General features: G+C 66.4%; 24 protein-coding genes. 15 read left to right on the top strand and 9 right to left on the bottom strand.

The annotated features are described in order from the left end of the window. The first annotated feature begins 1 nt into the window (after position 1). Genes SSO01S_RS08110 through SSO01S_RS08065 form a run of 10 tightly spaced genes read left to right on the top strand, consistent with a single transcriptional unit; the run spans position 2 to position 6,945 of the window. Complete coding sequence (locus SSO01S_RS08110) at positions 2 to 946, top strand: FliM/FliN family flagellar motor switch protein (protein WP_066797909.1); 945 nt, start codon at positions 2 to 4, stop codon at positions 944 to 946. After that, the gene (gene fliN, locus SSO01S_RS08105) at positions 943 to 1,239 is read left to right on the top strand and encodes a flagellar motor switch protein FliN (RefSeq protein WP_066797907.1); all 297 of its coding nucleotides are present in this window, start codon (positions 943 to 945) and stop codon (positions 1,237 to 1,239) included. Before SSO01S_RS08110 ends, fliN begins: the two co-directional genes overlap by 4 nt. A gap of 4 nt (positions 1,240 to 1,243) precedes the next feature. Beyond that, complete coding sequence (locus tag SSO01S_RS08100) at positions 1,244 to 1,495, top strand: flagellar biosynthetic protein FliO (RefSeq protein ID WP_245646669.1); 252 nt, start codon at positions 1,244 to 1,246, stop codon at positions 1,493 to 1,495. Beyond that, on the top strand, positions 1,495 to 2,313 hold the full coding sequence (fliP, locus tag SSO01S_RS08095) for a flagellar type III secretion system pore protein FliP (protein WP_066797902.1): 819 nt from the start codon (positions 1,495 to 1,497) through the stop codon (positions 2,311 to 2,313). Before SSO01S_RS08100 ends, fliP begins: the two co-directional genes overlap by 1 nt. Positions 2,314 to 2,319: 6 nt before the next feature. Continuing rightward, positions 2,320 to 2,589 carry a flagellar biosynthesis protein FliQ gene (gene fliQ / locus SSO01S_RS08090; RefSeq protein WP_066797899.1) on the top strand — a complete coding sequence of 90 codons (270 nt, stop codon included), beginning with the start codon at positions 2,320 to 2,322 and terminating at the stop codon, positions 2,587 to 2,589. Positions 2,590 to 2,596: 7 nt separating this feature from the next. Beyond that, the gene (gene fliR, locus SSO01S_RS08085) at positions 2,597 to 3,367 is read left to right on the top strand and encodes a flagellar biosynthetic protein FliR (RefSeq protein WP_066797896.1); all 771 of its coding nucleotides are present in this window, start codon (positions 2,597 to 2,599) and stop codon (positions 3,365 to 3,367) included. Then, on the top strand, positions 3,367 to 4,503 hold the full coding sequence (flhB, locus tag SSO01S_RS08080) for a flagellar type III secretion system protein FlhB (RefSeq protein WP_066797893.1): 1,137 nt from the start codon (positions 3,367 to 3,369) through the stop codon (positions 4,501 to 4,503). The genes fliR and flhB overlap by 1 nt, the downstream gene beginning before the upstream one ends. 42 nt (positions 4,504 to 4,545) lie before the next feature. After that, complete coding sequence (fliD, locus tag SSO01S_RS08075) at positions 4,546 to 5,955, top strand: flagellar filament capping protein FliD (protein ID WP_066797892.1); 1,410 nt, start codon at positions 4,546 to 4,548, stop codon at positions 5,953 to 5,955. After that, entirely contained in the window at positions 5,955 to 6,356 is a 402-nt protein-coding gene (locus tag SSO01S_RS08070; protein WP_066797890.1) for a flagellar export chaperone FliS, read from the top strand. The genes fliD and SSO01S_RS08070 overlap by 1 nt, the downstream gene beginning before the upstream one ends. A 46-nt stretch (positions 6,357 to 6,402) precedes the next feature. Continuing rightward, positions 6,403 to 6,945: a response regulator gene (locus SSO01S_RS08065; RefSeq protein ID WP_066797888.1), complete on the top strand. Its 543-nt coding sequence runs from the start codon at positions 6,403 to 6,405 to the stop codon at positions 6,943 to 6,945. A gap of 59 nt (positions 6,946 to 7,004) precedes the next feature. On the opposite strand, the gene SSO01S_RS08060 is transcribed toward SSO01S_RS08065, so the two are convergent. The 5 genes from SSO01S_RS08060 to argH are packed head-to-tail and all read right to left on the bottom strand — an operon-like array spanning position 7,005 to position 11,588. Next, positions 7,005 to 7,958 (bottom strand): zinc transporter ZntB, encoded by a 954-nt coding sequence (locus SSO01S_RS08060; protein ID WP_066797886.1) that lies wholly within the window; start codon positions 7,956 to 7,958, stop codon positions 7,005 to 7,007. Beyond that, on the bottom strand, positions 7,955 to 8,680 hold the full coding sequence (locus tag SSO01S_RS08055; protein WP_066797884.1) for a precorrin-2 dehydrogenase/sirohydrochlorin ferrochelatase family protein: 726 nt from the start codon (positions 8,678 to 8,680) through the stop codon (positions 7,955 to 7,957). Before SSO01S_RS08055 ends, SSO01S_RS08060 begins: the two co-directional genes overlap by 4 nt. Then, positions 8,677 to 9,939: a diaminopimelate decarboxylase gene (gene lysA / locus SSO01S_RS08050; protein ID WP_066797881.1), complete on the bottom strand. Its 1,263-nt coding sequence runs from the start codon at positions 9,937 to 9,939 to the stop codon at positions 8,677 to 8,679. Before lysA ends, SSO01S_RS08055 begins: the two co-directional genes overlap by 4 nt. A gap of 18 nt (positions 9,940 to 9,957) precedes the next feature. Further along, positions 9,958 to 10,212: a hypothetical protein gene (locus tag SSO01S_RS08045; protein WP_066797877.1), complete on the bottom strand. Its 255-nt coding sequence runs from the start codon at positions 10,210 to 10,212 to the stop codon at positions 9,958 to 9,960. Continuing rightward, on the bottom strand, positions 10,209 to 11,588 hold the full coding sequence (argH, locus tag SSO01S_RS08040) for an argininosuccinate lyase (RefSeq protein ID WP_066797875.1): 1,380 nt from the start codon (positions 11,586 to 11,588) through the stop codon (positions 10,209 to 10,211). Before argH ends, SSO01S_RS08045 begins: the two co-directional genes overlap by 4 nt. Before the next feature lie 109 nt (positions 11,589 to 11,697). Between argH and SSO01S_RS08035 the strand changes: the two genes are divergently transcribed. From SSO01S_RS08035 to SSO01S_RS08025, 3 genes are all read left to right on the top strand, one after another. Then, positions 11,698 to 12,171 (top strand): TlpA family protein disulfide reductase, encoded by a 474-nt coding sequence (locus SSO01S_RS08035; protein WP_369404243.1) that lies wholly within the window; start codon positions 11,698 to 11,700, stop codon positions 12,169 to 12,171. 57 nt (positions 12,172 to 12,228) lie between these two features. Then, the gene (locus SSO01S_RS08030) at positions 12,229 to 13,881 is read left to right on the top strand and encodes an MFS transporter (protein WP_066797869.1); all 1,653 of its coding nucleotides are present in this window, start codon (positions 12,229 to 12,231) and stop codon (positions 13,879 to 13,881) included. A gap of 93 nt (positions 13,882 to 13,974) precedes the next feature. Next, positions 13,975 to 15,324 carry a neutral/alkaline non-lysosomal ceramidase N-terminal domain-containing protein gene (locus tag SSO01S_RS08025; protein ID WP_157073692.1) on the top strand — a complete coding sequence of 450 codons (1,350 nt, stop codon included), beginning with the start codon at positions 13,975 to 13,977 and terminating at the stop codon, positions 15,322 to 15,324. 60 nt (positions 15,325 to 15,384) lie between these two features. Here SSO01S_RS08025 and SSO01S_RS08020 read toward each other — a convergent pair whose 3' ends face one another. From SSO01S_RS08020 to SSO01S_RS08010, 3 genes are all read right to left on the bottom strand, one after another. Continuing rightward, entirely contained in the window at positions 15,385 to 16,290 is a 906-nt protein-coding gene (locus tag SSO01S_RS08020; RefSeq protein ID WP_066797863.1) for an ROK family protein, read from the bottom strand. 3 nt (positions 16,291 to 16,293) lie between these two features. Continuing rightward, entirely contained in the window at positions 16,294 to 17,451 is a 1,158-nt protein-coding gene (locus SSO01S_RS08015; protein ID WP_157073691.1) for a glycoside hydrolase family 68 protein, read from the bottom strand. Positions 17,452 to 17,640: 189 nt separating this feature from the next. Beyond that, positions 17,641 to 19,332 (bottom strand): carboxylesterase/lipase family protein, encoded by a 1,692-nt coding sequence (locus SSO01S_RS08010; RefSeq protein WP_066797860.1) that lies wholly within the window; start codon positions 19,330 to 19,332, stop codon positions 17,641 to 17,643. A 142-nt stretch (positions 19,333 to 19,474) separates the two neighbouring features. On the opposite strand from SSO01S_RS08010, the gene SSO01S_RS08005 reads away from it, so the two are divergent. Beyond that, positions 19,475 to 20,473 carry an alpha/beta hydrolase gene (locus SSO01S_RS08005; RefSeq protein ID WP_245646667.1) on the top strand — a complete coding sequence of 333 codons (999 nt, stop codon included), beginning with the start codon at positions 19,475 to 19,477 and terminating at the stop codon, positions 20,471 to 20,473. A 45-nt stretch (positions 20,474 to 20,518) separates the two neighbouring features. Here SSO01S_RS08005 and SSO01S_RS08000 read toward each other — a convergent pair whose 3' ends face one another. Beyond that, positions 20,519 to 21,781 (bottom strand): MFS transporter, encoded by a 1,263-nt coding sequence (locus tag SSO01S_RS08000; protein WP_066798398.1) that lies wholly within the window; start codon positions 21,779 to 21,781, stop codon positions 20,519 to 20,521. A 146-nt stretch (positions 21,782 to 21,927) separates the two neighbouring features. On the opposite strand from SSO01S_RS08000, the gene SSO01S_RS07995 reads away from it, so the two are divergent. Further along, the gene (locus SSO01S_RS07995) at positions 21,928 to 23,514 is read left to right on the top strand and encodes a tannase/feruloyl esterase family alpha/beta hydrolase (RefSeq protein WP_218000353.1); all 1,587 of its coding nucleotides are present in this window, start codon (positions 21,928 to 21,930) and stop codon (positions 23,512 to 23,514) included. Positions 23,515 to 23,561 lie beyond the last annotated feature (47 nt).

Genomic DNA, 23,561 nt, shown 5'->3' with positions numbered 1-23,561 from the left:
CATGGTTAACGCCTCTTCAGAGATTGCCGCCGACCGGCGGGAGCGCCCCAGGGCCAGCGCCGAGCACGCGCCGGCTTTGGGCAGCGTAAACCCGAATCCGTTCGGCGACCTCGTCACGCTGCAGCACCTCTGCGCGCGGCTGGCGAAGGGGCTGAAGCCGGTGTTGGAAGATGTTGCGCGCCGGGAGCTTCGCACCTGGGCGGAACCGCTCTCGGTGCAGCGTTACGCTGATTACCGCGTGGAGCGCGGCGGCGCGCTCGTAGGGTGGCTGCCGCTGGCGATGGGAGGGGCCCGCCAGCGCGCGCAGATCGTGCTTGATGGCGAGCTCATGCTGGCGATGCTGGATGCATTTTTCGGCGGCGACGGCGAAGCGCCGAACCCGTTGCCGGCGGAATTCACACCTGCAGCAGAAGCGCTCGCCGCACGCATCGCCCAGTCATTTGTTTCCCCGCTCGAAAGCGCTTGGGAACCGCTTACCCGCATCGCATTTCGGCCCGAGGTGCCAGCCAGCATCGCGCAGCCGTTCGATATGAGCGGCGACGATCCTGTGGTCGTCTCGCGTTTTGGCGTCGCGGAAGGTGACGACAAGCCGAGCTTCATCGACATCCTCTACCCTGTCTCGGCGCTGAAGCCGCACACGGCGTCGCTCATGGTCAAGGTGCATGACAAGCCCGAAGAGGTAGAGCCGCAATGGCGCTCGGGCCTCACGCGTGCCGTGATGGGCGTTTCGCTGCCGGTGCGCTCTGTCCTGTGCGAGCCCAGCATTTCACTCGCCAGGCTCATGGAGCTCAAGGCGGGCGATATCATCCCCGTCGATTTCGGCACCGAAGTGCCCGTGATGGTGGCACATCGCCGCCTCGGCACCGGCCAGGTCGGCACATCCAACGGCCGCGCGGCGGTCCGCCTTTCTTCGCTTGAACCGATCAATCCAGAGGATTTCCGATGAACGAAATGACCGGGAGCTTTCCCGTCGAAGCGGCGGTGACGACCAATTTTCACCTGCTGCAGGATGTGGACGTCAAGCTGACCGTGGAAATCGGTTCGACCCAGCTTACGCTGCGCGAATTGCTGGCGCTCGGCGAATCTTCGGTGATTGAACTCGATCGAGAGGCCAACGAACTGCTCGACGTGTTCGTCAACGGGACGCTGATCGGTCGCGGCGAAGTCGTCACCGTCGGTGAGAAGTTCGGCGTGCGGATGACCGAGCTGGTTTCGCCCGAAAAACGCGCGGCCAAATAAAATGATGTGGTCTTACATCCTGAAGCTGGTGATCCTCCTCCCGCTCGTTTGCGGGTTGCTCATCGGTTGCCTCTATGCCTGGCGCAAGCTTGAGGCGCGGCTGCCGAAGAACCAGGGCACGCGGATGGTGCAGGTCACCGAAACGATGATGCTCGCCCCGGGTCTGCGCCTCGCGGTAATCGAGTTTGAGGGGCAGAAATTGCTCTGCTCGGTCAGCCGCACGGGCGTCACGCTCGTGGACAAGAAGGCCGGCTGATGCGCACCCTGGTCTCCGCGCCGCGCACCGTGGGTGGCCGCGCGGCTTTATTCGTCGGCATTCTCGCTTTCCTCGTGCTGTTCGCCTTCCCGGCGTTCGCGCAGAGTGCGGCGCCGGTTGCGCCGGCCGCACCGGGCGCAGGACAGGCGCTCGATCGCGCGCTCGGCCAGCTTGGCGGCGGGGACGCACCCTTGAGCCTGTCGCTCCAGGTGCTGATCATCATGGGGCTCCTCACGGTGCTCCCCGGCATCCTGCTGATGATGACCAGCTTCACGCGGATCATCATCGTTCTCTCGCTGCTGCGCCAGGCGCTGGGGCTCCAGCAGACTCCGCCCAATCAGGTGCTGATCGGCCTGGCGCTGTTCCTCAGCTTCTTCGTGATGGCACCAACGATCAACCAGATGAACACCAACGCGATCCAGCCCTATGCCGCTGGACGGATCGATGCGACGCAGATGATCTCCACGGCGGGGGAGGCGCTGCATGGATTTATGATCAAGCAGACGCGGAACAAAGATGTGAAGATGTTTGCGGACATGGCGAAGGCGCCTCCTTTCGCCAGCCCTGCGGATGTCCCCTTCGCTGTCTTGCTTCCCGCGTTCATCACCAGCGAATTGAAGACCGCATTCCAGATCGGATTCCTGATCTTCCTGCCCTTCATCATCATCGATCTCGTCGTCGCCACCGTGCTCATGTCGCTGGGCATGATGATGATGTCGCCGACGATCATATCGCTGCCCTTCAAGCTGCTGCTGTTCGTCCTGGTGGACGGCTGGGCGCTGACGATGGGTTCGCTTGCCACCAGCTTCGCGAGTTAGCGGGACATGGACGCAGACTATTTCCTGACCGTCGCCCGCGAGGCGATCTGGGTACTTGCGCTGACAACCGCGCCGATCCTGATCCCCGCGCTCCTGTCGGGACTCATCCTCGGCATGGTCCAGGCGGCCACGTCGATCCAGGAGCAGACGCTCACCTTCGTCCCCAAGCTGATCGTCGTCGCGGTGAGCATCGTGATCTTTGGCGGCATGATCCTCGGTCTGCTCGGCGATTTCACGACGAGCGTCTTCGAGCGCATCCCGGATCTGGTGAAATAACGTCGCGATGATGGGCTTCGGCCTCTCGATCGAGCCGCAGCTCTGGGCCCTGCTGTTCGCGATGGTGCGCGTCGGCGCGGCCTTTGTCGCAGCGCCGATCTTCAGCGCCGTATCGGTGCCGCTGCCCGCGCGCATCGGCCTGACCGGCGCGATCGGCGTGCTGGTGCTCGGCACGACCAACATCACCCCGCCGGCCGAGATCTTCGCGCTCTCCACCTTCCTAGCGGTCGCAGCCGAGGCGCTGATCGGGCTCGCGATCGGCTTCATCCTCCAGATCGCCTTCTCGGCGCCGATGATCGCGTCGGAGGTCATCGGCATGTCGATGGGGCTGGGCTTCGCCAACGCGGTCGATCCCAATAGCGGCACGTCCACGCCCGCGCTCGGCCAGTTCCTCTCGCTGCTGCTGACCCTGTTGTTCCTCGCCGTCGACGGCCATCTCGTCCTGGTCGACCTGATCGTGCGCAGCTATGCGGCGATGCCGCCCGGCGAATGGGTCGCGCCCGAGCGGCTGATGGGCATCGCGATGTTCGGCGGCTATGCCTTTCTCGCCGGGCTGCTGCTCGCGCTCCCGGTCGGCTTCCTTCTGCTCTGCCTGAACGTCGTGGTCGGCATGCTCAGCCGCGCCGCGCCCGCGCTCAACCTCTTCGCGGTCGGCCTGCCCGCCAGCCTTGCGGTGGGCGTGGTCGCCATCCTGCTCGCGCTTCCCGCCATGGGCGATTATCTGCTCGTGATCATCCGCACCGCGCTCGATACCGCGCCGAAACTGGTGTTCGGCTGATGTCGGAGAGCGCCGGCGAAAAGACAGAAGCCCCAACCCCCAAGCGCAAGCGCAAGGCGGTAGAAGAAGGGCAAATACTCAAATCCAAGGATTTCGGCACCGCCGTGATCATCCTGCTGGGCTGCGCCTGGATGGCCTTCTTCGGCGGCGGGTTGATGACGGCATGCAAGGGCGTGATGACCGCCGCTTTCTCGTTCAACCATGCCGATGTCGAGCATTTCGAGCCGCTGCGCCCGCTCCAGGCGGCGGGCTGGCAACTGCTCCTGCCGCTCGGAAGCCTGCTCGCGATCGCGCTTCTGGGCGCGTTCTTGAGCCAGGCGGCGCTTGGCTCGATCGGCTGGAACAACAAGAATCTGATGCCCAAGGCGTCGCGCGTGAATCCGGGTGCCGGGATCAAGCGCATGTTCGGCTCCAATGGCTGGATCGAACTCGGCAAGTCGCTGCTCAAGGTCATCCTGCTGGGCAGCATGGGCGGTTGGATGCTCTGGTCGCTCACCCACAGTTCGCTGGGGCTGATGGCGCTCGATATCCAGGGCGCGGTGGGCACGCTCGGGACCCAGTTCGTCACCTTGCTGTTCGTGATGGCGGCCGGGCTGCTGATCATCGCGAGCATCGACCTGCCGATCCAGATGGTTCGGCACTTCCGCCAGCTTCGCATGAGCAAGCAGGAAGTGAAGGACGAGCACAAGGAAACCGAAGGCTCGCCCGAGCTGAAGGGCGCGCAACGCCAGCGCCAGCGCGAGATATTGAAGGGCGGCTTTCGCAAATCGGTTGCGACCGCGCACGTCGTGCTCACCAATCCGACGCACTTCTCGGTCGCGCTGCGCTATGATTCGGGCAAGGACCAGGTGCCGGTGGTCGTCGCCAAGGGGCGCGGCCAGACCGCATTGGCGATCCGCGAGCTGGCCGCCGAGATGGACGTGCCGATGCTCGAATATCCGAGCCTCGCCCGCGCCGTCTATTTCACCAGCCGCGAGGGGCAGGAGGTCCGCGACGACCTGTATCAGGCGATCGCGATCGTCCTGGCCTTCGTTTTCCAGGTCAACAAGCAGGCGGGCGGAAGCCTGCCGCCGGTCACCGTGCCCGAGACCGCGCTTTTCGACGAACACGGGCAGAAAATGGCGCGCGCGACCTAAATTCCGCGACGCTTCTGCCGCTTATCGGGACAGGGGGATTTCATGGCCATCGAGTCGATTGCAAAGACGTTGGGGACGGGATCGGGCATCGATATTTCGGCGCTCGTGACCCAGCTCGTCGAAGCGCAATATGCGGTGAAGAACGCCGCATTGACCGAGAAAGCCGATGCGCTCGCCGCAAAGATCTCCACGGCGGCCGAAGTGAAGAGCAACCTCACCGAATTCGCCCGCGCGCTCGCGTCGCTGACCAGCGGCACGTCGCTCAGCACCCAGCCCAGCAGCTCGAACACCGGCATCCTGAACGTCACCGGACTCGCCGGCGCCAAGCTCAACGGCTTCAGCGCGAATCTGGAAGTGCGCCAGCTCGCTCAGTCGCAGGTCGCCAGCACCGATCCGTTCATCGATGGCCCGGCGCATGATTTCGGAACGGGCACCCTGACGCTGACCTTTGGCACGGCGACGGTCGCCGACGGCGACATGATCGGCTTTACCGCAGGCGGCGCGGCGCCGGTCGAGATCACGATCGATTCGTCGAACAGTACGCTCGCCGGTGTCGCGCAGGCAATCAACGCCGCCAATGCCGGGGTGACCGCGTCGGTGATGACCGATAGTTCGGGCTCCCGCCTGGTCGTCAAGGGCGCGACCGGCGCAACCCAGGCGTTCACGCTGCAGGGAAGCGGGGGATCGCTTGGCGATCTCGATATCGGCCCGGCCGCGTCCGGCTCCACGATCAACACAAAGGCGCAGGACGCGATCGTCGCGCTCGACGGCGTGCAGACCACGCGGCCGACCAACAGCATCTATGGCCTGATCGAAGGCGTGAAGATCGATCTGGTTTCGGCGTCGCCCGGAACCACGGTCAATATCGGCACCAAGGCGCCGACCGAAGCGATCAAGCAGACCGTCGCCAATTTCGTCGAGACCTATAACGAGGTCTACAAGGTGGTGAAGGCCGCGGTGGATCCGACCACCGGCCCGCTGCGCGGCGATGCGGCGGCAAAGGAGCTGCTCCGCTCGCTAAAGGCGATCACGATGGGCCAGCTGATCGACAATCCGGCAGAGGGCGTGCCCTCCACTTTGTCCGGCATCGGCGTGGCGACCCAGCGCGACGGCACGCTGAGCGTGGATACAGCGCGATTGACGAGCGTGCTCACCAATTATCCCGCGCAGCTCGAAGCCATGTTCGCCGCCAATGCGGGGCTGACCCGCGTGATGTCGGCGATTTCGGACAAGGCGGTGAGCAGGGTCACCGGCCTGGGCGCGAGCGAGGCGACCTACAGCAAGCAGCAGACCGATATCGACATCGACCGCGAGGACGCTGCCGCCGCCGCCGAGAAATTGCGCCTGCGGATGACGCGCCAGTTCGCCGCGATGGATTCGCGCGTCGCCGCCTACAAGAGCACCCAAAGCTTCCTGACCAACCAGATTGCTGCATGGAACAAGAGTTCGTGATGCGTTACGCCACTGCCCTCGCCCGCGATCCCGCCGCGACCTATCGCCAGATCGACGTTGCGGGACGCACCAGCGGCCAGGATTCGCATGGCCTGGTCGACCTGCTCTATCAGGAAGCCGTGTCCGCGCTGCGCGCCGCTGCCTGCGCGCTTGAACGCGGGCAGCCGAGCATCAAGAGCGAACGTATCGCCCGCGCCACCGCTGTGCTTTTCGCGCTGGAGGCGGGACTCGATTTCGAACTTGGCGGCGAAGTCTCTCGCACGCTCGCGACCTTCTATCATGGCCTGCGCCAGCAGATCCTCAATGCAAGCCTGGGCTCCGATCCGGCACCGCTTCGCGACGCCGCGGATTCGCTTCAGGATGTGGCCGGGGCATGGTCGAGCGTTCGCCAGGCATCCTGATCCGGCCATTTACCATTTCGTGACGCATCCGGTCTAATCTTGCAGGATGGATCAGGCGTCGCCCTCCAATATCGCCCTTCGCCGCCGCGCGGTGCGGACCATATTGGCCGTGGACGACAGCCGCACCAATCTGAACGTCCTTGCGCACCGGCTGGGAAATCTCGGCTATCTTGTGGTGCTTGCGGATAGCGGGGCGCAGGCGCTGGAGCTGATTTCAGCGCGAGGCTTTGATCTGGTCCTGCTCGACAAGGTGATGCCCGAGCTTTCCGGAATCCATGTTCTTCAGGAAATCCGCAGCGCGCGGGGCACCGCCGATCTGCCGGTGATCCTGCTGACCGCGCAGACCGATCCGCTGGGGGCGGTCGATGCGTTCACCGCCGGCGCGGACGATTATGTTACGCGCCCCTTCGAGTTTGAAGTGCTGGCCGCGCGGATCCAACGCGTGCTCGCCCGTTCGGACCGGATCGAGGAGCTCAAGCGATCGAACCTTGCGCTGGACGGCCGCATCGCCGCGCGCGCGATCGAACTGGGCGAAGTCCGCACCGAACTCGCCATCGCCAAAGCGGAGTGCGCGCGCCTGGGCATCTAGCGCCGCTTTCCGTTGGACGGCACCAGCGCGCTCCCCACCGAAGCGGCCAGGATCCGACCCTAGCGCTCGAACCAGTGTCGCATCACGAAATAACCCGTCACCCCCACGCCGATCCCCGCACATAGCCAGAAAACGCCCCAGAACGCCCAAGGCTCGTGCGCGAAGGGGATGCCCGCGACATTCATTCCCAGCAGCCCGGTGATGAAGGTGAGCGGCAGGAAGACCATCGCGACGACGGCGATCATCAGCGAGCGCTGGTCGATCTGCTCGGCGCGAAGATCGGTCAGCGTTTCGTGCACCAGCGCGGCGCGCTCGCGAATGCTCTCCAGTTCCTCGGCCATCCGCGCGGCGCGGTCTGCGGCGGCGTTCAGGTGCAGGCGGTCGTCACCGCCCAGCCAGGGAACGCCGAGATTGGCGAGCTTTTCCAAAGCGGCCCGCTGTGGCGCGAGGAAGCGGCGAAAGCCGATCGCCTGGACGCGCGCCTGATTGACGAGGCGGCGCAGGGCGAAAGCCCGGCTGGTCACGATCTGCTCCTCGCAATCGTCGAGTGAATCGCCGAGATCGGCAACGACCGGATCGAGCTCCTCAGTGATCGCCAAAGCGAGCGCCGCGATCAGATCGCCGGGGTCGAGGATGGCGCTGGCCTTGATCTGGTCCTGCACCACGGGAATGGCGTTCAGCCGCTTGCGGGTGACGGAAAAGACGCGGCCCTCCAGCGCATATATCCGGATCGAGGCGAGCGGATCGGAGGCGGCCATCTGTTCGGAGGAAAGCCCGCGCAGGTTGATTACCGCGCCGGCGGCGGCGGCGTCGCACCGCGGACGCGTCTCGGCCGCGGTCAGCGCCTCGATGACATAGGGCGAGAGCCCGGCCGCCCCCTCGAGCCAGGCCTTGGCGCGTTCGTCATTGGTGTTGAGGTGAACCCAGCACAGATCGGCCTTTAGCCCCAGCGCCTGCTTGAGCGACGTCTCCTCCGCCTTGCCGCCGCGCACCACATAGGCAAACCCGCTCATGACGCCATTTCCAGATCGATCGAAAGCCCCGCGCCCGGATCGGCGGGGGGGATGGCGCAGATCCGCCGGGCATCGGCGCGGGAGCGATCGAGGATCGCGGCGGGCACGTTCGCGCGATGATAGATGCGCTCGGCGGAGGCCAGCGCGCGCGCCTGGCGCAGGGTGAGATCGTCGGGATCGGGCGAGGCGAGGGTGAAGCGCAGCAGTTCGGGCGCGGGCTCGCCGGGTGCGAGGATGCGGGCGATGACATCGCCCTCAAGGCTTTCGAGCGCCGCGCCGATGGCTTGCCGCCGATCGGCCATGTCGGGCCAGCGTTCGCGGATCGCGGGGCGCGCGGCGTGGAGGTCGCGCGCGATCCGTCCCAGATCACCGGGCAGCATCGTTTCGAGCTTCTGCCGGAGCGACGCTGCCAGCCCGGCCGATATGCCGCCGGTGCCGATCGCGATCAGCACGGGATCGCGATCGACGATTGCCGGGAGCGTGAAATCGCACAGATCGGGCTTGTCGACGGCGTTGACCAGCACGCCGCGCGCCCTGAGCCGCTCGACCGCGGCATCGTCATCGATCACGATCGCCAGCGCGGCGTCCGCGTCCTCACCGGCGATCCGGGCACCGGCACGCGTCAGCAGCCGCCGCTTGGCGTCCGCCGCATCGCCGCTGCCGATCAGGATCACCGGCCGTCCCTCCAGCCGCAGATAGACCGGCAGGGCAGCGAGGCTCATCCGAGCCAGTCCGGCACTTGTTCTTCGCCCATGATCGCCTCGGCCGAGACGCGCCGGGCGACCACTTCGAACCGGTCTCCCGAGACGAGCACTTCGGGCACCAGCGGGCGGCTGTTGTACATGCTCGCCATCGTCGCGCCATAGGCGCCCGCCGAATGGAGCACGGCCAGATCGCCGGCCTTGACCAGATCGATCTCGCGCCCCTTGGCGAAGACGTCGCTGCTTTCGCAGACCGGCCCCGCGACATTGGCGACGAAGGTCTCGCCGCTTGGCTTCACCGCGGAGAAATCGTGGTGCGCGTCGTACAGGGCGACGCGGGCGAGGTCGTTCATCGCGGCGTCGACGATCACCCAGGGATTGGTGACGCCGGGCTTCACCCACAGGACTTCGGTGACCAGCACCCCGGCATTGGCGGCGATGGCGCGGCCCGGCTCGAACTGGAGTTCGACGTCCCAGCCCTGCGTTACCCGCGCGACCATCTCGCCGAACGCCTCGGGCGAGGGCATAACTTCGCCCTTGCGATAGGGGACGCCCAGACCGCCGCCCAGATCGACATGGGTGATCACGTGCCCGTTCGCGCGCAGCTCGGCCACCAGCCGTCCGATGCGCTCGAACGCGGCTTCGAGCGGCGCGAGGCTGCTCAGCTGGCTGCCGATATGTACCGCCACGCCGCGCAGGTTCAGCCCTTCGAGCGGGGCGAGCCGATCGAAGATGGCGGGCGCCTGATCGATCGGCAGGCCGAACTTGTTCTCGGCCTTGCCGGTCGAAATCTTGTCATGCGTTCCGGCATCGACATCGGGGTTCACGCGCAGCACGGCGGGCGCGCGCAGGCCCTTCGCCGCAGCGATCTCAGCCAGCACGACGCCCTCTTCCTCCAGCTCGAGATTGAACTGGCCGATCCCGGCCTCGAGCCCCTGCGCCAGCTCGGCGCGGGTCTTGCCCACGCCGGAGAAGACGATGTCCCTGGCGGCGATCCCGCCCGCCATCGCGCGGGTCATCTCGCCGCCCGAGACCACGTCGGCGCCAAAGCCTTCATTGGCGAGCACGCGGAGCACGGCGAGGTTGGGATTGGCCTTCACCGCGAAGGCGACATGCGTGCGTCCGCCGACCTTCGCGACGCCGGCCTTATACGCGCGGGCGCGCTGCTGGAGCGCCGCGGTCGAATAAACATAGACGGGTGTGCCGACAGCTTCGGCGATTGCGGAAAGCGGTACTTGCTCGGCGTGCAGTTCGCCACCGATGACTTCGAAATGGTTCATGGAGAGAGTGTCTTTGCGTCAGTTGGGAGGCGGCAGATCGAATTCGTCGGTGCGCCGTTTATCAGAGCTTTCGATCAGATCGTCGCTGCGGGCGGGGCGGGTCTGCACGGGCGCCTTGAGCAGGTCGTCTGCCGTGGGTGTCGCCGTCGCGCCATAAGGCGCGGGGGGCAGCGACGCGCCCTGCACGGGTTTCAGCTCTTCGCGCGCGCCGCAGCCCGCCAGCGCCAAAGCCAGGCCAAGCGCGGCCAGAGCGCCTATCGCAAATCGCTTCATCGCCCTTCCTCCTCGCGCGCCCGACGCGCCGCCGCCACGCTTTCGCGCACCCGGGCGGGCGCAGTACCGCCAAAGCTGGTACGGCTCGATACCGACGCGTCGACACTCAGAACGTCGTACACCCGCGCATCGATCCTGTCGTCAATTGCCTTGAGCTGCGCGATATCGAGCTGATCGAGCCGGATGCCCGCCGCTTCCGCCGCCGCCACCGTGCGCCCGGTGATATGATGCGCCTCCCGAAATGGCACGCCCGCTTCGCGCACCAGCCAGTCGGCGAGGTCGGTGGCGGTGGAGAAGCCGGTTTCGGCCGCCGCGCGCATGCGATCGAGGCGGAATGACGCGCTTTCGACCATGCCGGTCATCGCGGCGATGCTCAGTCCGAGCAGGTCATGCGCCTCGAACACGGGCGGCTTATCGTCCTGCATGTCTTTCGAATAAGCGAGCGGCAGCCCCTTCATCGTGATCATCAGGCTGACAAGCGCGCCGGTGATCCGCCCCGAATGGCCGCGCACCAGCTCCGCCGCGTCGGGGTTGCGCTTCTGCGGCATGATCGACGACCCGGTGGACCATTGATCGCTCAATGACACGAAGCCGAAGGGCTGGCTTGCCCAGATCACGAATTCCTCGGCCAGCCGGCTGAGATGCAAAGCGGTCTGCGCGGCGCAGGTGAGATATTCGATCGCGAAATCGCGGTCCGATACCGAGTCGAGCGAATTGCGGGTTGGCCCGTCGAAGCCGAGCGCCGCAGCCGTCGCCTCGCGATCGAGGTTGAAGCCGGTGCCCGCAAGCGCCGCCGAGCCCAGCGGGCACAGGTTCATCCGCGCCCGCGCATCGCGCAGCCGCGAACGATCGCGCGCGAACATCTCGAAATAGGCCATCAGATGATGCCCCAGCGTCACCGGCTGGGCGACCTGCAGATGCGTGAAGCCCGGCATCACGCTATCGGCATGCTCTTCGGCGCGCGTCAGCAATGCATCCTGGAGCGCGCCCAATGCAGCTTCGGCCTGGTCGATCGCATCGCGCACCCAGAGGCGGAAATCGGTCGCGACCTGATCGTTGCGCGAGCGTGCTGTGTGGAGACGCCCGGCGCTCGGCCCGATCCCGTCGGCCAGCCGAGCCTCGGCGAGCATATGGATGTCCTCGAGCGCCAGATCGTCGGGCACGCCATCGGCTTCGAACTGCGCCGCCACATCGTCCAGCCCGGCCGAAATCCGGGCCGCGTCCTCGGCGGGAATGATGCCCTGCTTGCCGAGCATCGCGACATGCGCCTGCGAGCCAGCAAGATCCTGTCGCCACATCCGCTTGTCGAAGGGGATGGACGCGTTTATCTCACGCATCACTGCAGAAGGGCCCTCCGCGAAGCGCCCACCCCACATGGCATTGGAGCTGTCCTTGCGCCCGACTATCGTAATTCTCCTGTCTGCAGCACTCGCAATCGGCGGCTGCGATAGGCAATCCGGCGCGCCGGGACAAGCAAACGAAAGCTTGCCCGCCTCCAATGCCGCCGCGTCCGCCGACAAGGGCACGCTTGACCGCAGCCACAAGGGAGAGGCCGCGCCCGCCATTCCCTTCACCGACCCCTCGGGGAAACAGGTCACGCTCGCCGATTTCGCGGGCAAGCCGGTGCTGCTCAACCTCTGGGCCACCTGGTGCGCACCGTGCGTCCATGAAATGCCCACGCTCGATGCGCTCGCGGTGGCGAAGGGCGACGCGCTGCAGGTGATCACGATCAGCCAGGACCTGAAAGGCGCGGAGATCGTCACGCCATTCTTCGACAAGGCGAAGTTCAAGAAGCTCCAGCCCTATCTCGATCCCGATATCGCGTGGAGCATGACGCTGGGGGCCAACCTGCCGATGACGATTCTCTACGGCAAGGACGGCAAGGAGATCTGGCGCGTCGCGGGCGACATGGACTGGATGGGCGCCAAGGCGGCGGCGCTGGTAGCGGAAGCGCAATAATCGGGGATAATCGCTCCTGCGGTGGATCGCCCGGCGGGACCAGGGATTGAGCCGATAATGAACGCTTCCTCCCAATCCCCCTCGCCGCTTCGCATACCGCTGTTTCGCGGCGTCTGGGCAGCGAGCCTCTTCTCCAATTTCGGCGGGCTGATCCAGGCGGTGGGCGCGTCCTGGATGATGACGAGCCTCAGCAGCTCGCCGCAGATGATCGCTCTGGTGCAGGCATCGACCAGCCTGCCGATCATGCTGCTGTCGCTGTGGGCGGGCGCGGTTGCCGATAATCTCGATCGCCGCCGCGTGATGCTCGCCGCGCAGACCTTCATGCTGATCATCTCGGCCCTGCTGGCGCTGGGCACCTGGGCGGGGCTTCTCACGCCGTGGCTGCTGCTGGTCTTCACCTTCCTGATCGGCTGCGGCACCGCGATCAACGGCCCCGCCTGGCAGGCGTCGGTGGGCGATATGGTCCCGCGCGCGATGCTGCCCGATGCGGTGGCGGTGAACAGCATGGGCTTCAACGTGGCGCGCAGCGCGGGCCCTGCGATCGGCGGGGCGATCGTTGCGGCCGCAGGCGCGGCGGCGGCGTTCCTCGTCAACGCGGTCAGCTATGTCGGGCTTATCGTGGTGTTGCTGCGCTGGAAGCCCGATATACCCGCGTCGCGGCTGCCGCGCGAACGCATCGGCGTCGCGATGGCGGCGGGCGTTCGCTATGTCGCGCTGTCACCGGCTATTCGCATCGTGCTGATCCGCGCCGCCTTGTTCGGGTTCGCCGCCAGCGCGGTGCCCGCGCTGATGCCGCTGATCGCGCGCGATATCATCGGCGGCGGTCCGCTCACCTACGGCCTTTTGCTGGGCGGATTCGGCGTGGGGGCGGTCAGCGGCGCCTTTAGCAGCGGGCGGCTCCGCGACCGCCTTTCCACCGAATGGCTGGTGCGATGGTCCGCGATCGGACTCGCGATCGGCGGGGCGGCGTCTGCGGCAACCGGATGGCTGCCGCTCACGCTGGTTGCGCTGGGGCTGTGCGGCGCCGGCTGGGTGCTGGCGCTCTCCACTTTCAACGTGGGCGTCCAGATGGCGTCGCCGCGATGGGTCGTTGCCCGCGCGCTGTCGCTCTACCAGATGTCCGCATTCGGCGGCATGGCGGCGGGGAGCTGGGTCTTCGGCGCGGTCGCGAGCGGGCATGGCGTGGAAACGGCGCTGATCGCCGCCGGATGCTGCCAGTTGCTGAGCGTCGCCGCCGGCCTGATATGGCGCGTTCCCGCGATCAACCACCTCAACCTGGACCTGCGCGAGACGTGGCACGAGCCGGAGACCGCCGTGCCGATCGAGCCACGCAGCGGTCCGATCGTGATCACGATTGAGCATCGCATCGCGGAGGAGAATATCAGCGCCTTTCTGGCGGTGATGAGCGAGCGGCGGCGGATCCGCATGCGCGATGGCGCGCGCGAATGGGCGCTGTTGCGCGATCTGGGCGATCCCCTGCTCTGGATCGAGCGCTACCATGTCTCGACCTGGCTCGATTATGTGCGCCACAACCAGCGGCGCACACATGCCGACGACGCGAACAGCGAAGCGCTTGGCCGGTTGCGGATCGATGCCGCCGAACCCGTGGTGCATCGCCGGATCGAACGGCAGACCGGCTCGCTGCCGACGATGCGCAGCCCGGATGCGCGCCAGCTCGACCCCGTGACCGATCCGACGCGATCGAGCTGAACCCCCGAGGCCCTTCCCGCGCCTAATAGTGGTTGTGCTCGAAAGCGCGGCCCGGTATCGAGCAGCAATCGATTGCATCGGAGAGGAAACAGAATGCGTATGAAGTTGCACGCTTATTCCGTGACCGCAGCCTGTCTTGCCTTTGCCGCTGTGCCGGCGTCGGCGCAGGCGCTGAAGGTCGGTGCCGCGAAAGTCGACGTCACCCCCGCGGCCAAGGATCTCCCCAAGAACATGCTGGGCGTGCTCGATCCTCTCAACGTTCGCGCGATCGTCATCGAGGATGGCAAGACGCGCGCGGCGATGGTGACGGTCGACGCGGGGGCGATAGCAACGGAGACCTGGCAAAAGGTGAGCGCGCGCGCCGAGCGCGAACTGGGAATCCCCGCCTCGCAGCTGCTGCTTACCGCCACCCATACCCACAGCGCGCCCTGGATGCGCGGCGAAGCCTATGAGGCGCAGATATTCGGCGCGATCCGCAAGGCGGCCGCCGCAGTGCAGCCCGCGCGGATGGCCTATGGCACCGGCGTTTCGTACATCAACGTCAACCGCAACATCATCGATCGCAAGACCAATCGCTGGTGGGAAGGCCCGAATTATGAGGGCGTTTCGGACAAGACGGTCGCGGTGGTGCGCTTCGACACGCTCGGCGGCGCGCCGATCGCGGTCTATTATAATTATGGTGTCCATGCCGTGCTGACCGGCAATCTCGACCTGGTCAGCGCCGACCTTCCGGGTGCTGCGTCCAACTATATCGAGGAGTCGCTCGGCAACGATGCCGTAGCGGTCTATTCGAACGGCGCGGCGGGCGACCAGAACCCGATCTATTTCCAGCAGACCTACGACCTGCGCGCGATCCGCACCGCCGACTATGCCAAGCGCGGCGAGGATATCAGCAACGCCATGCCCCCGGGCGGCACGGGCATGGACCGCAAGAATCCGCAGGTCGCCAAGCTGATGAAGCAGCAGGCGCAGATGATCCTTTCGATGGGCCAGATGCTGGGCGAAGAGGTGCTGCATGTCGGGCGCGCGAGCCTGGAGCGTCCGGTGACCGACGCGCGGATCCAGGGCGCGCAGTCGACGGTGGTGTGCCCGGGCCGCAAGCGGCTCGACAAGGGCCGCGCGGGCTATGCCGGCACCTATGAGGATTCCGATCCGGTCAACATCCGGCTCAGCCTGCTCAAGCTCGGCGACACGGTGATCGGCGGGGTGGACGCCGAAGTGTTCACGACGATCGCCCAGCGCTTCAAGCGCGAGTCGCCGTTCAAGCACACGATGATGACGACGCTGACCAACGGCATCGCCAATTCGGGCTATATCCCGAACGAAGCCGCTTTCGGCTATCACACGTTCGAGGTGGTCTCGTCGCGGCTCAAGCCCGGATGCGCCGAGGCCGCGATCGTCGATGGTTTGCTCGACCTGATCGAAAAGGCGGACGCCAAGTAAGCGGCTGCGCCTTCTTGGCTCAGGTGAACGCGCCGCATCGGGGTCGCCCGGTGCGGCGCCTCAACCGGTGGCCTGCGCAGCGCGATACGCGGCCTGCGCGAGCGCGATCGCGCCCAGCGGCCCCGCCTCCGATCCCAGCGATGCGGGCCGGATGATCGCGTCTGCGGAACCGATGTCGAGGAACGGCAGATATGCCCCCATCCGCTCGACCGCCAGCGCGCGGACCCGGGGCAGGAGAAAGGCACGCGACAAAGCGACGCTGCCGCCGAACAGGATGCGCTGCGCCGAAGTGGTGAGCAGGATCGCGCCGCACAGTTCGGCGATGTCGGCTGCGGCATCCTGCCAGACGGGATGCGAATCGGGCGCCGCGGCGGCGTCCATGCCGAAGCGCGCGGCGAGCGCGGGCCCCGACACCAGCCCCTCGATACAGTCGCCGTGGAAGCGGCAAGCCCCGGCGAAGCTATCGCCGGGGGCGCGGCGCAAGCGAAGATGGCCGATCTCGGGATGCATCGCTCCGTGCACCGGCTCGCCATTGACCAGCACGCCGCCGCCAAGCCCGGTGCCGATGGTGACGTAGCAGAGGCTGTCGCACCCTGCGCCTGCGCCCCAGCGATACTCCGCCAGCGCCGCGCCGTTGACGTCGGTGTCGATCCGCCACGGGCAGGCAAGGCCATCGGTCAGCGTCGAGGCGACCTGCGCGCCGCTCCAGCCGGGCTTGGGCGTGGCCAGGATGCTTCCGAAATCCGGGTGCGCGGGATTGAGCTGGACCGGTCCGAACGACGCGATGCCCAACCCGGCAAGCGGGGCCTGGCTGGCCCATGCATCCAGGCGCTCGCGCAGCGCCGGGAGGGTGGCGCCGGGAGCGCCGGTGGCGATCACGCTGCGATCGACGATCTGGTCGCCCTGCGCCAGCACCGCGATCGCCTTGGTGCCGCCAAGCTCGATGCCGGCGAAACGCTGGGTCACGCTTTACTGCGCCAGGCCGGCGCTGTCGCCGTCCAGGCGGAGGCGCAGCATCGGGGCGAAGGTTGCGCCGAAACGCTTCGCATTTGCGTCGGCCCCGTCGCTTCCCCAAGCGTCGATGAAGCTGGTGACCTGCAGATCGGGCAGCACCAGCCAGCTATATGCCTGCTTCGGCGCGGCGGCCGGATTGGCGAAGACCAGCCCGGTGCCGTTCAGCGGCCGCCAGGGCCCCTCCAACGCTTCCGCGACCATACCATACAGTCCGGTGGGGCCGATCGGGCCCCCGGGATTGAAGACATGGCTCTGCGTCGACCAGAACAAATAATATAGGCCCTGATGGAAGATGGCGTGGGGCCGCTCAAGCTCGTTGTTGAGCGTGTCCGCGCTGATCACGGGCGGACGGATTTCCCACTTCTCGAGGCTGGGGTCGCGCGCGACTGCGGTGCCGACCACGCCGTTGAACGCCGAATCCGATCCGGCCAGCGACGCGGCGAAGAAGATGTGATGGCTGCCATCCCTGGGATCGCGGAAATAAGCGGGATCGCGGTAGGCCTTGATCGTCCCGACCGCGCCGGAGCCCGCATCGCTGGCCATGTAATGCGCGGGATCGCGCCGTGCGATCTCGCTGAGCGCCCGCCAGTTGACGAGTCGGTACCCGCTTCCGGTTTGCACCAGGTTCGCCTCGGCGCGGAAGAGCCGCTGCTCGAACGTGAGCGTCGCCTCGCCACGTCGCCCGGTTGCGGTGAAGAACAGCGTCAAAGACGTGCGATCTTTGCCCAGCACCGCCGAGCCGGACCATTCGCGGCTGCCGGGGGAGAAGCCGTCCGCCAGCGCCGGACCGAGATGCTGCCATCCATGCGGGCCATGCGAGAGCAGATGAATCCGTGCATGTCCGTGGCGCTCGTCGGGATCGGGGAACCGGGGTGCTCCCAGCGCCATCCACAAAGCCTCGCCGCTCGGCAGCGCGGACGGCGCGCCATCGGCATCCTGGATCGGCCAGGCATCCCAGATATCGAGATCGGGTGATACCCGTACGACGTGCTGCGCGCCGATCAGCGGGGCGCTGTCATGCCCGCCGGCAATTCCGCGAAGCTGCGCCGCCGTCCAGACACTCGGAGCCGTCGCCGCGACGATGCGGTCGGTAAAAAGATGCGGTTGGGTCAAGCTGCCGCCCGCCCCAGCGATGCGAAGATGACCGTGATCCCGGTAACCTGCTTTCCAGTGGCGCGTGCGCGCGTATCCGGGCCCAATCGATCCTCCTGTGTTTGGCCAACTTCTATCGCGCCGCAGCTCCGTTCACAATCGATTGCACCACTTTTTTGTCTGCGCTCCGCATGATGGAACGCAGCGCGCTCAGGCAAGGCTGGCCAACTCCTCGCTATCCAAGTTCTCGACGAGGCTGCAATTATCGTCGAGCAGCATCGTCGCGCGCGAATCTCCCTGAAAGGGCCGCCATTCGGGAAGGCCGCGATGATTGGGGCTGCCGGTGCGCGCAAATGCGATCCAGGCGTCTGCAATCCGGGCCTCCAGCGCCGCCGCGCGCTTGCCTCCCCCGGTCATGTTCTCGCAGATTTCCGCATTGGCGAAGATAAATGGGATTTCGGCGCAATGGAATGCGCGCGGGCGGCCGTCGAGAACCCGCGTCTGCCAGGTGAACCAGTATAGATAGGCGGGCGCCCGCCGCTGTGCGGCCTTGGACGTGGCCTGCTCGATCGCCCCGATCCGCACGCGGGCGCTGGCGATGCGCGACCATAGATCGAAGGGGCTGATATCGGGCGTGCGCTTGCGGAACGCGGCGAGGACGGCGTCGGCCTTGCCCGGCAGCGCGCTGGCAAGCCGGGCGCGCACCTCGTCGATCGTCATCGCCTCATATTCGGGATGGTTGATCCCGGTCGCGAACTCGTTGAGCGTCGTCCCGATCAGCATCGGTACGTCCGCGGTGACGCCGGGCGCATCGGGAGCGAAGGGCGCGGCGGGCAGGACGTCACCGTCCAGCACCGGTCCGAAGCCCAGATTCCGGCTCAGGCGGCGCGTGTCGAAAATCGGGCCCATGGGCGTGTTCACGCGTGCCAGAACCGCTTCGCTGGCGCGGCGCAGCTCGGCATAGGGAAGCGCCTGGAGCCGCGCGATGTCGGCACCCGTGAGCCCAAGCTCCTTCAGCAGCAGTCCGGCCAGTTGCTGCGACCGCTCGCTTGTGTTGGAAAGCCGGAACGACCCGCTCTGCACGATCGCGCGGTGGAACAACCCCTTCGCTGCCGGCATGCCCATCAGCGTGCTGACCTTCGCGCCGCCGCCCGACTGGCCGAAGATCGTGACGCAATCCGGATCGCCACCGAAAGCGGCGATATTGTCGCGTACCCATTCGAGCGCGGCGACGATATCGAGCATGCCGACATTGCCCGAGCGCGCAAAGGCCGGATCGTGCGCTGAAAGATCGAGGAAGCCGAGCAGGTTTAGCCGGTGATTGAGCGTCACGACGACGACATCGCCGCGCTTTGCGAGATTGTGCCCGTCAAACGCCGGGAGATCATTGCCTGATCCCGCCGCGAACCCGCCCCCGTGGAGCCAGACCATTACCGGGCGTTTGCCGCCATCGGCTATCCCCCGGGTCCACACATTGACGCGCAGGCAGTCTTCGCCCTCAACGCTGTCGTTCCATTGGAAGAGGAAGGCTTCCTCGTCATTGAGGCGCCCGGTGCCCTTGTCCTGCGGTGCGACCGGTCCGTAGCTCCGCGAACTGCGCACGCCGGACCAGGCCTTGGGAGGGCGCGGCGGGAGGAATCGGTTGGCACCCGCCGTCGTGTCGCCGTAGGGGATGCCCTTGAAGGTGAAGACGTCGCCACGCCGGTAGCCGGCGACCCTGCCGGCGCGGGTTTGCGCTTCGGCCTTGCCAGCGCCGGCGGTCAGGGCATCGGCGGCCGGAGCCGGACTCTCGCCTGCAGACGCCTCGGGCAGCAGCGGAAGCGTGGCCCCGCCCAGCGCGAGCGCCGCGCCCTTGAGCATATTGCGGCGGCTTGGCGCACTCACGATGGAAAGTCGATCCATTTGCCTCTCCCCTTGGTCCCGCTGGTCCGCAACGCTTGACGCAATCGATTGTAGATTACGCTTGAGTTACGGCCATGCAACGGCTCTTATCTCGCGGACTGACGGCCGCCATATCGGCTGATCGCACGCCGGGAGAGGTTGGATGAGTTCGAATATGGATCGTTTCGCCAGGCGGATCGGGCGCAGGTCGTTTCTGGCCGGTACCGCCGGTCTGGCGACCCTTAGCCTGACGGCGCAGGCACAGGATTTCCCAAAGCTGCCGCCCATGCCCAAAGCGTGGATCGATGCCGAGCAGATCGCCTTGTGGCCCAATGGCACCCCGACGGGCGGCTTCGCCGCCAAGCCGCTGCCCGCGAATTGGCCCGACATCATGGTTCGCAACATCGACCGCCCGTTGCTGCGCGTGTTCCGGCCGGAAAAGTCCAATGGCCGCGCATTGTTGTCGATCCCAGGCGGTGCCTATACCTTCGTCTCGATCCTCAATGAGGGTGTCGATGTTGCGCGTGCGATGACGGCGCAGGGCTATACCGTCTTCGTATTGACCTATCGCCTACCCGATGAAGGCTGGGCGGGGCGCGCCGATGTTCCGCTGCAGGATGCGCAGCGCGCGGTGCGCGTCATCCGCGCCAATGCAAAGCGCTATGGCTATGATCCCGATCTGGTCGCCGCAGTTGGATTCTCGGCCGGCGGACACCTGGGCGCGACGCTGGCAACGGACTTTGCCGAGCGCGTCTATCCCGCCCGCGACGCGATCGACGCGCTCGATGCGCGCCCCGCGGCCATGGCGCTGATCTATCCGGTGATCAGATTCACCGCACCGATCACCCACGGCGAATCGGCGTTGCGGCTGCTCGGAGAAAATCCCTCAGCGGAGAGCATCGCCCGCCGCTCGCCTGAGTTTCATGTTACCGCGCAGACTCCGCCGGTGTTCATCGTCCATGCGCTCGACGACAAGGCTGTGCCCGTCGAGAACAGCCTGATCATGATGCGCGCGTTGCAGGCCGCGAAGCGCCCGCTTGAGATACATCTGTTCGAGGAAGGCGGGCACGGCTTCGGCGTGGGGCCCAAGGACAAGCCGTGCGGCCAGTGGCCCGCGCTGTTCGCTGCCTGGCTCGATCGGCACATGACCGGCAAGGGCTGAGCGCTGCGGCCGGCGCGCGCTGCGCCGGCCGCTTTTCGCTGCCGGTCAGCTCGCTATGGCCGCCGTCTCGCTTTCGTGGCTGTAATCATCGAGATTCCGCTTCGCGAGCATCGCCGCGAAGGGCTGGCGCGCGACATTCCATCCGCACAAAATGGTCAGCATCGTCGCGAACACCGCGCCGAGCACGATGCTATAGGCGCTGTTGTTCAGCCATTCGCCGAGCGCGCCCATCGCCATCGGCGCGAGTACCGCGCTGACGCAGGTGAAGAAGAGCAGCAGCCCGGCGATCGAGCCGTGGCGGCCCTTGTCATAGCAGCTGATGCCGGTGGAGTTGATTGTGGGATAGAGCACCGACATGAACAGGCCGGTCGCGGGGAGCGCGAAGATCGCCGCCTCGCGCCCGCCGATCACGGCGATCCAGAAGAGCAGCGCCATGCCGCCGCTGCATGCGAGCAGCACCGTGCTCCATTCGAAGCGCGACAGCAGCCATACGCCGAGGAACCGCCCGACCGCGCGCAGGACGAAGAAGATCGAGACGACATAGGCGGCCAGCCACAGCCACGAGCCCGAATATCCGGCCAGATAGGTCGGCGCCCAGACATAGATCGCCGCTTCCGCGCCGACATACAGCATCAGGGCGCTGCCGAAGAACAGCGCGGCGGGATCGCCGGCCATGCGGATCGCCTCGCTGGCATGGGCGGGTTCCTCGCGCGCGACGATCGGCTTGGGGAAGCGGGCGATAGCCGAGCCGAGCACGAGCAGGCCGCACAGCACCGCCGCGATCAGATACACCCATTTCCAGCTCGCGCCGGTGTGGAGCATATAGGCGACGATCGCTGGACCGACGATCGCGCCGATACCGAAAAAGCCCTCGATCAGGTTCATCGTGCGGGCATGTTCCTGGGTCGAGCGTGAGAGATCGCCGATCAGCGCCAGCGCGCCTGCCTTGAAGATGCCGATGCCAAGGCCCGAGACGAAAAGCAGCGCGACGAAGAACAGGAAGGAATGGCCGGCGGCGAACAAGGCTGAGCTGATGCCGAAGAGAAGGAGGCCGATCAGGATCGTCGCCTTGCGCCCGATCCGGTCCGCAAGAAAGCCCAGCGCAATCGCGGAAATGCCGATGCCGGACATGGTGGCGTATTGGAACGAGCCCCCCGCAGTGAGGCCGAGCTCGAACTCGCGGATCACCTCGGGAATGACGGTGCCGACCGAATCGGTGGTCATCGCGAACATCGCGAACATCAGAAAGACCAGCGCCTTCAGCAGCGTCGTTCCGCCTGCTGCCGCCGATCGGACTTGGGTTTCCATCACGCTCTCCCCTATCGTATTGGCCGAACCGGCGAACAACTCTTATTGCGGGACGCGCGGATAAACGCAATCGATTGCGATTTATCACTGGAACGGTCAGACCGAAGCCGGGCAAATGCCGATCGGACAGGGAGATCAAAATGTCGATGAAGATGTTGAGCTTGGCGGCGCTGCTGCTGACATCCGCCGCGATGCCCGACGCGTTCGGCGCGCGGCCGCAAGCGGCGCAGGCTGGACCCGCCGGCCGCTGCGCTGCGCTGGCCGGGCAGCGCCTGGGCGACGGGATCGAGATTCGTGGCGCCGCGCATGTCGGGGCCGCAGCACCCGGGACGGTGTCTAACGGGTTTGGCGGCTTCATCGCGTCCGGCGTTCCTGCGCATTGCCGGGTCGAGGGCATGATCGACGCGCGCAAGGGGGCGGACGGCAAGCCCTATGGCATCGGCTTCGCGATCGCGCTGCCCGATGACTGGAACGGCCGCTTCCTGCTGCAGGGCGGCGGCGGGCTGAACGGCAGCGTGCCGGTGCCGCTCGGCAATGTCGCGGCGGGCGATCTGCCTGCGATCGCGCGCGGCTTCGCGGTCATCGCCCATGACAGCGGCCATAAGGGCGCGGTGTTCGACAGCAGCTTCATGGCGGACCAGCGCGCCGCGCTCGATTTCGCCGAGGCATCGGTGCGTACCGTCGCGCTGGCCGGCAAGGCGATCACCACCAGCTTTTACGGCAAGCCGATCGCCCACAGCTATATGACCGGCTGCTCGACCGGCGGGCGCGAGGGCATGCTCGCCTCGCAGCGTTACCCGGAGCTGTTCGACGGCATTGTCGTCGGCGCGCCTGCGATGCGCACCGGCGATTCCAACCTCGCCATCCACTGGGCGCAGGTGCAGTTCAACCAGGCCGCGCCGCGCGACAAGGACGGGTTGGCGATTGTCTCGCAGATCTTCTCCGCGTCTGATCGCAAGCTGATCCTCAAGGGCATGCTCGATCAGTGCGACGCGCTGGACGGCCTGGCCGACGGGATGATCATGAACCGTGCGCAGTGCAATTTTCAGCCCGCCAAGCTGCAGTGTAAGTCGGGCAAGGCCGACGGATGCCTGAGCAAGGCCCAGGTCACCGCGCTCGACCGCGCCTTTGCCGGGCCGAAGGATGCGGCGGGCTATCCGGTTTATGCGCCCGTGCCCTATGACACCGGCATCGTCTATACGGGTGCCCCGGTGCCGGGCTATTTGCCCACCGGCGCGCCGGGGATATTCGGCCCGGCGCCGCGCGAGCTGACGATGGATCTCGACGCGCAGGTGCAGGCGGTTCGCGCCGATGCGGTCCAGCGGCTGACCGACACCCATGTCTGGACCAACCTCAACACCTTCCTGGGGCGTGGCGGCAAGATCCTCTTCTATCACGGCGTCAGCGACGCGTGGTTCTCGTCCGAGGCGACGTGGGACTATTGGCAGCGCGCCCGCACCGCGAACGGCGCTGCATGGGATGACGCCAGCCGCTTCTACATGGTGCCGGGAATGGCGCATTGCGCCGGCGGCAACGCGTTCGACAATTTCGATCTGCTCGGCCCGGTGATGGACTGGGTGGAGAAGGGGAAGGCGCCTGAGACGATTCCTGCATGGCGTCAGACGCCCGCAAAGGCCGAGCGTCCTATGTGCCCGCATCCAAGCTATGCCCATTACGTGGGCGGCGACACGGCGCGCGCCGGAAGCTTCGAGTGCCGCGTCCCCAAGCGCTGAGCCATGGTCAAATGAAAGGGGCGGAAGCGCATCTGCGCTTCCGCCCC

This window comes from Sphingomonas soli NBRC 100801, from assembly GCF_001591025.1.
Lineage (GTDB): Bacteria > Pseudomonadota > Alphaproteobacteria > Sphingomonadales > Sphingomonadaceae > Sphingomonas > Sphingomonas soli.
The sequence above is the reverse complement of the archived record's forward strand: the minus strand, read 5'-3'. Positions and strand labels throughout refer to the sequence as shown.

Coding starts and splice junctions, on each gene's coding strand:
- SSO01S_RS08110 (WP_066797909.1), top strand. CDS start 2: ATGGTTAACGCCTCTTCAGAGATTGCCGCCGACCGGCGGGAGCGCCCC.
- fliN (WP_066797907.1), top strand. CDS start 943: ATGAACGAAATGACCGGGAGCTTTCCCGTCGAAGCGGCGGTGACGACC.
- SSO01S_RS08100 (WP_245646669.1), top strand. CDS start 1,244: ATGTGGTCTTACATCCTGAAGCTGGTGATCCTCCTCCCGCTCGTTTGC.
- fliP (WP_066797902.1), top strand. CDS start 1,495: ATGCGCACCCTGGTCTCCGCGCCGCGCACCGTGGGTGGCCGCGCGGCT.
- fliQ (WP_066797899.1), top strand. CDS start 2,320: ATGGACGCAGACTATTTCCTGACCGTCGCCCGCGAGGCGATCTGGGTA.
- fliR (WP_066797896.1), top strand. CDS start 2,597: ATGATGGGCTTCGGCCTCTCGATCGAGCCGCAGCTCTGGGCCCTGCTG.
- flhB (WP_066797893.1), top strand. CDS start 3,367: ATGTCGGAGAGCGCCGGCGAAAAGACAGAAGCCCCAACCCCCAAGCGC.
- fliD (WP_066797892.1), top strand. CDS start 4,546: ATGGCCATCGAGTCGATTGCAAAGACGTTGGGGACGGGATCGGGCATC.
- SSO01S_RS08070 (WP_066797890.1), top strand. CDS start 5,955: ATGCGTTACGCCACTGCCCTCGCCCGCGATCCCGCCGCGACCTATCGC.
- SSO01S_RS08065 (WP_066797888.1), top strand. CDS start 6,403: ATGGATCAGGCGTCGCCCTCCAATATCGCCCTTCGCCGCCGCGCGGTG.
- SSO01S_RS08060 (WP_066797886.1), bottom strand. CDS start 7,958: ATGAGCGGGTTTGCCTATGTGGTGCGCGGCGGCAAGGCGGAGGAGACG.
- SSO01S_RS08055 (WP_066797884.1), bottom strand. CDS start 8,680: ATGAGCCTCGCTGCCCTGCCGGTCTATCTGCGGCTGGAGGGACGGCCG.
- lysA (WP_066797881.1), bottom strand. CDS start 9,939: ATGAACCATTTCGAAGTCATCGGTGGCGAACTGCACGCCGAGCAAGTA.
- SSO01S_RS08045 (WP_066797877.1), bottom strand. CDS start 10,212: ATGAAGCGATTTGCGATAGGCGCTCTGGCCGCGCTTGGCCTGGCTTTG.
- argH (WP_066797875.1), bottom strand. CDS start 11,588: ATGTGGGGTGGGCGCTTCGCGGAGGGCCCTTCTGCAGTGATGCGTGAG.
- SSO01S_RS08030 (WP_066797869.1), top strand. CDS start 12,229: ATGAACGCTTCCTCCCAATCCCCCTCGCCGCTTCGCATACCGCTGTTT.
- SSO01S_RS08025 (WP_157073692.1), top strand. CDS start 13,975: ATGCGTATGAAGTTGCACGCTTATTCCGTGACCGCAGCCTGTCTTGCC.
- SSO01S_RS08010 (WP_066797860.1), bottom strand. CDS start 19,332: ATGGATCGACTTTCCATCGTGAGTGCGCCAAGCCGCCGCAATATGCTC.
- SSO01S_RS08005 (WP_245646667.1), top strand. CDS start 19,475: ATGAGTTCGAATATGGATCGTTTCGCCAGGCGGATCGGGCGCAGGTCG.
- SSO01S_RS08000 (WP_066798398.1), bottom strand. CDS start 21,781: ATGGAAACCCAAGTCCGATCGGCGGCAGCAGGCGGAACGACGCTGCTG.
- SSO01S_RS07995 (WP_218000353.1), top strand. CDS start 21,928: ATGAAGATGTTGAGCTTGGCGGCGCTGCTGCTGACATCCGCCGCGATG.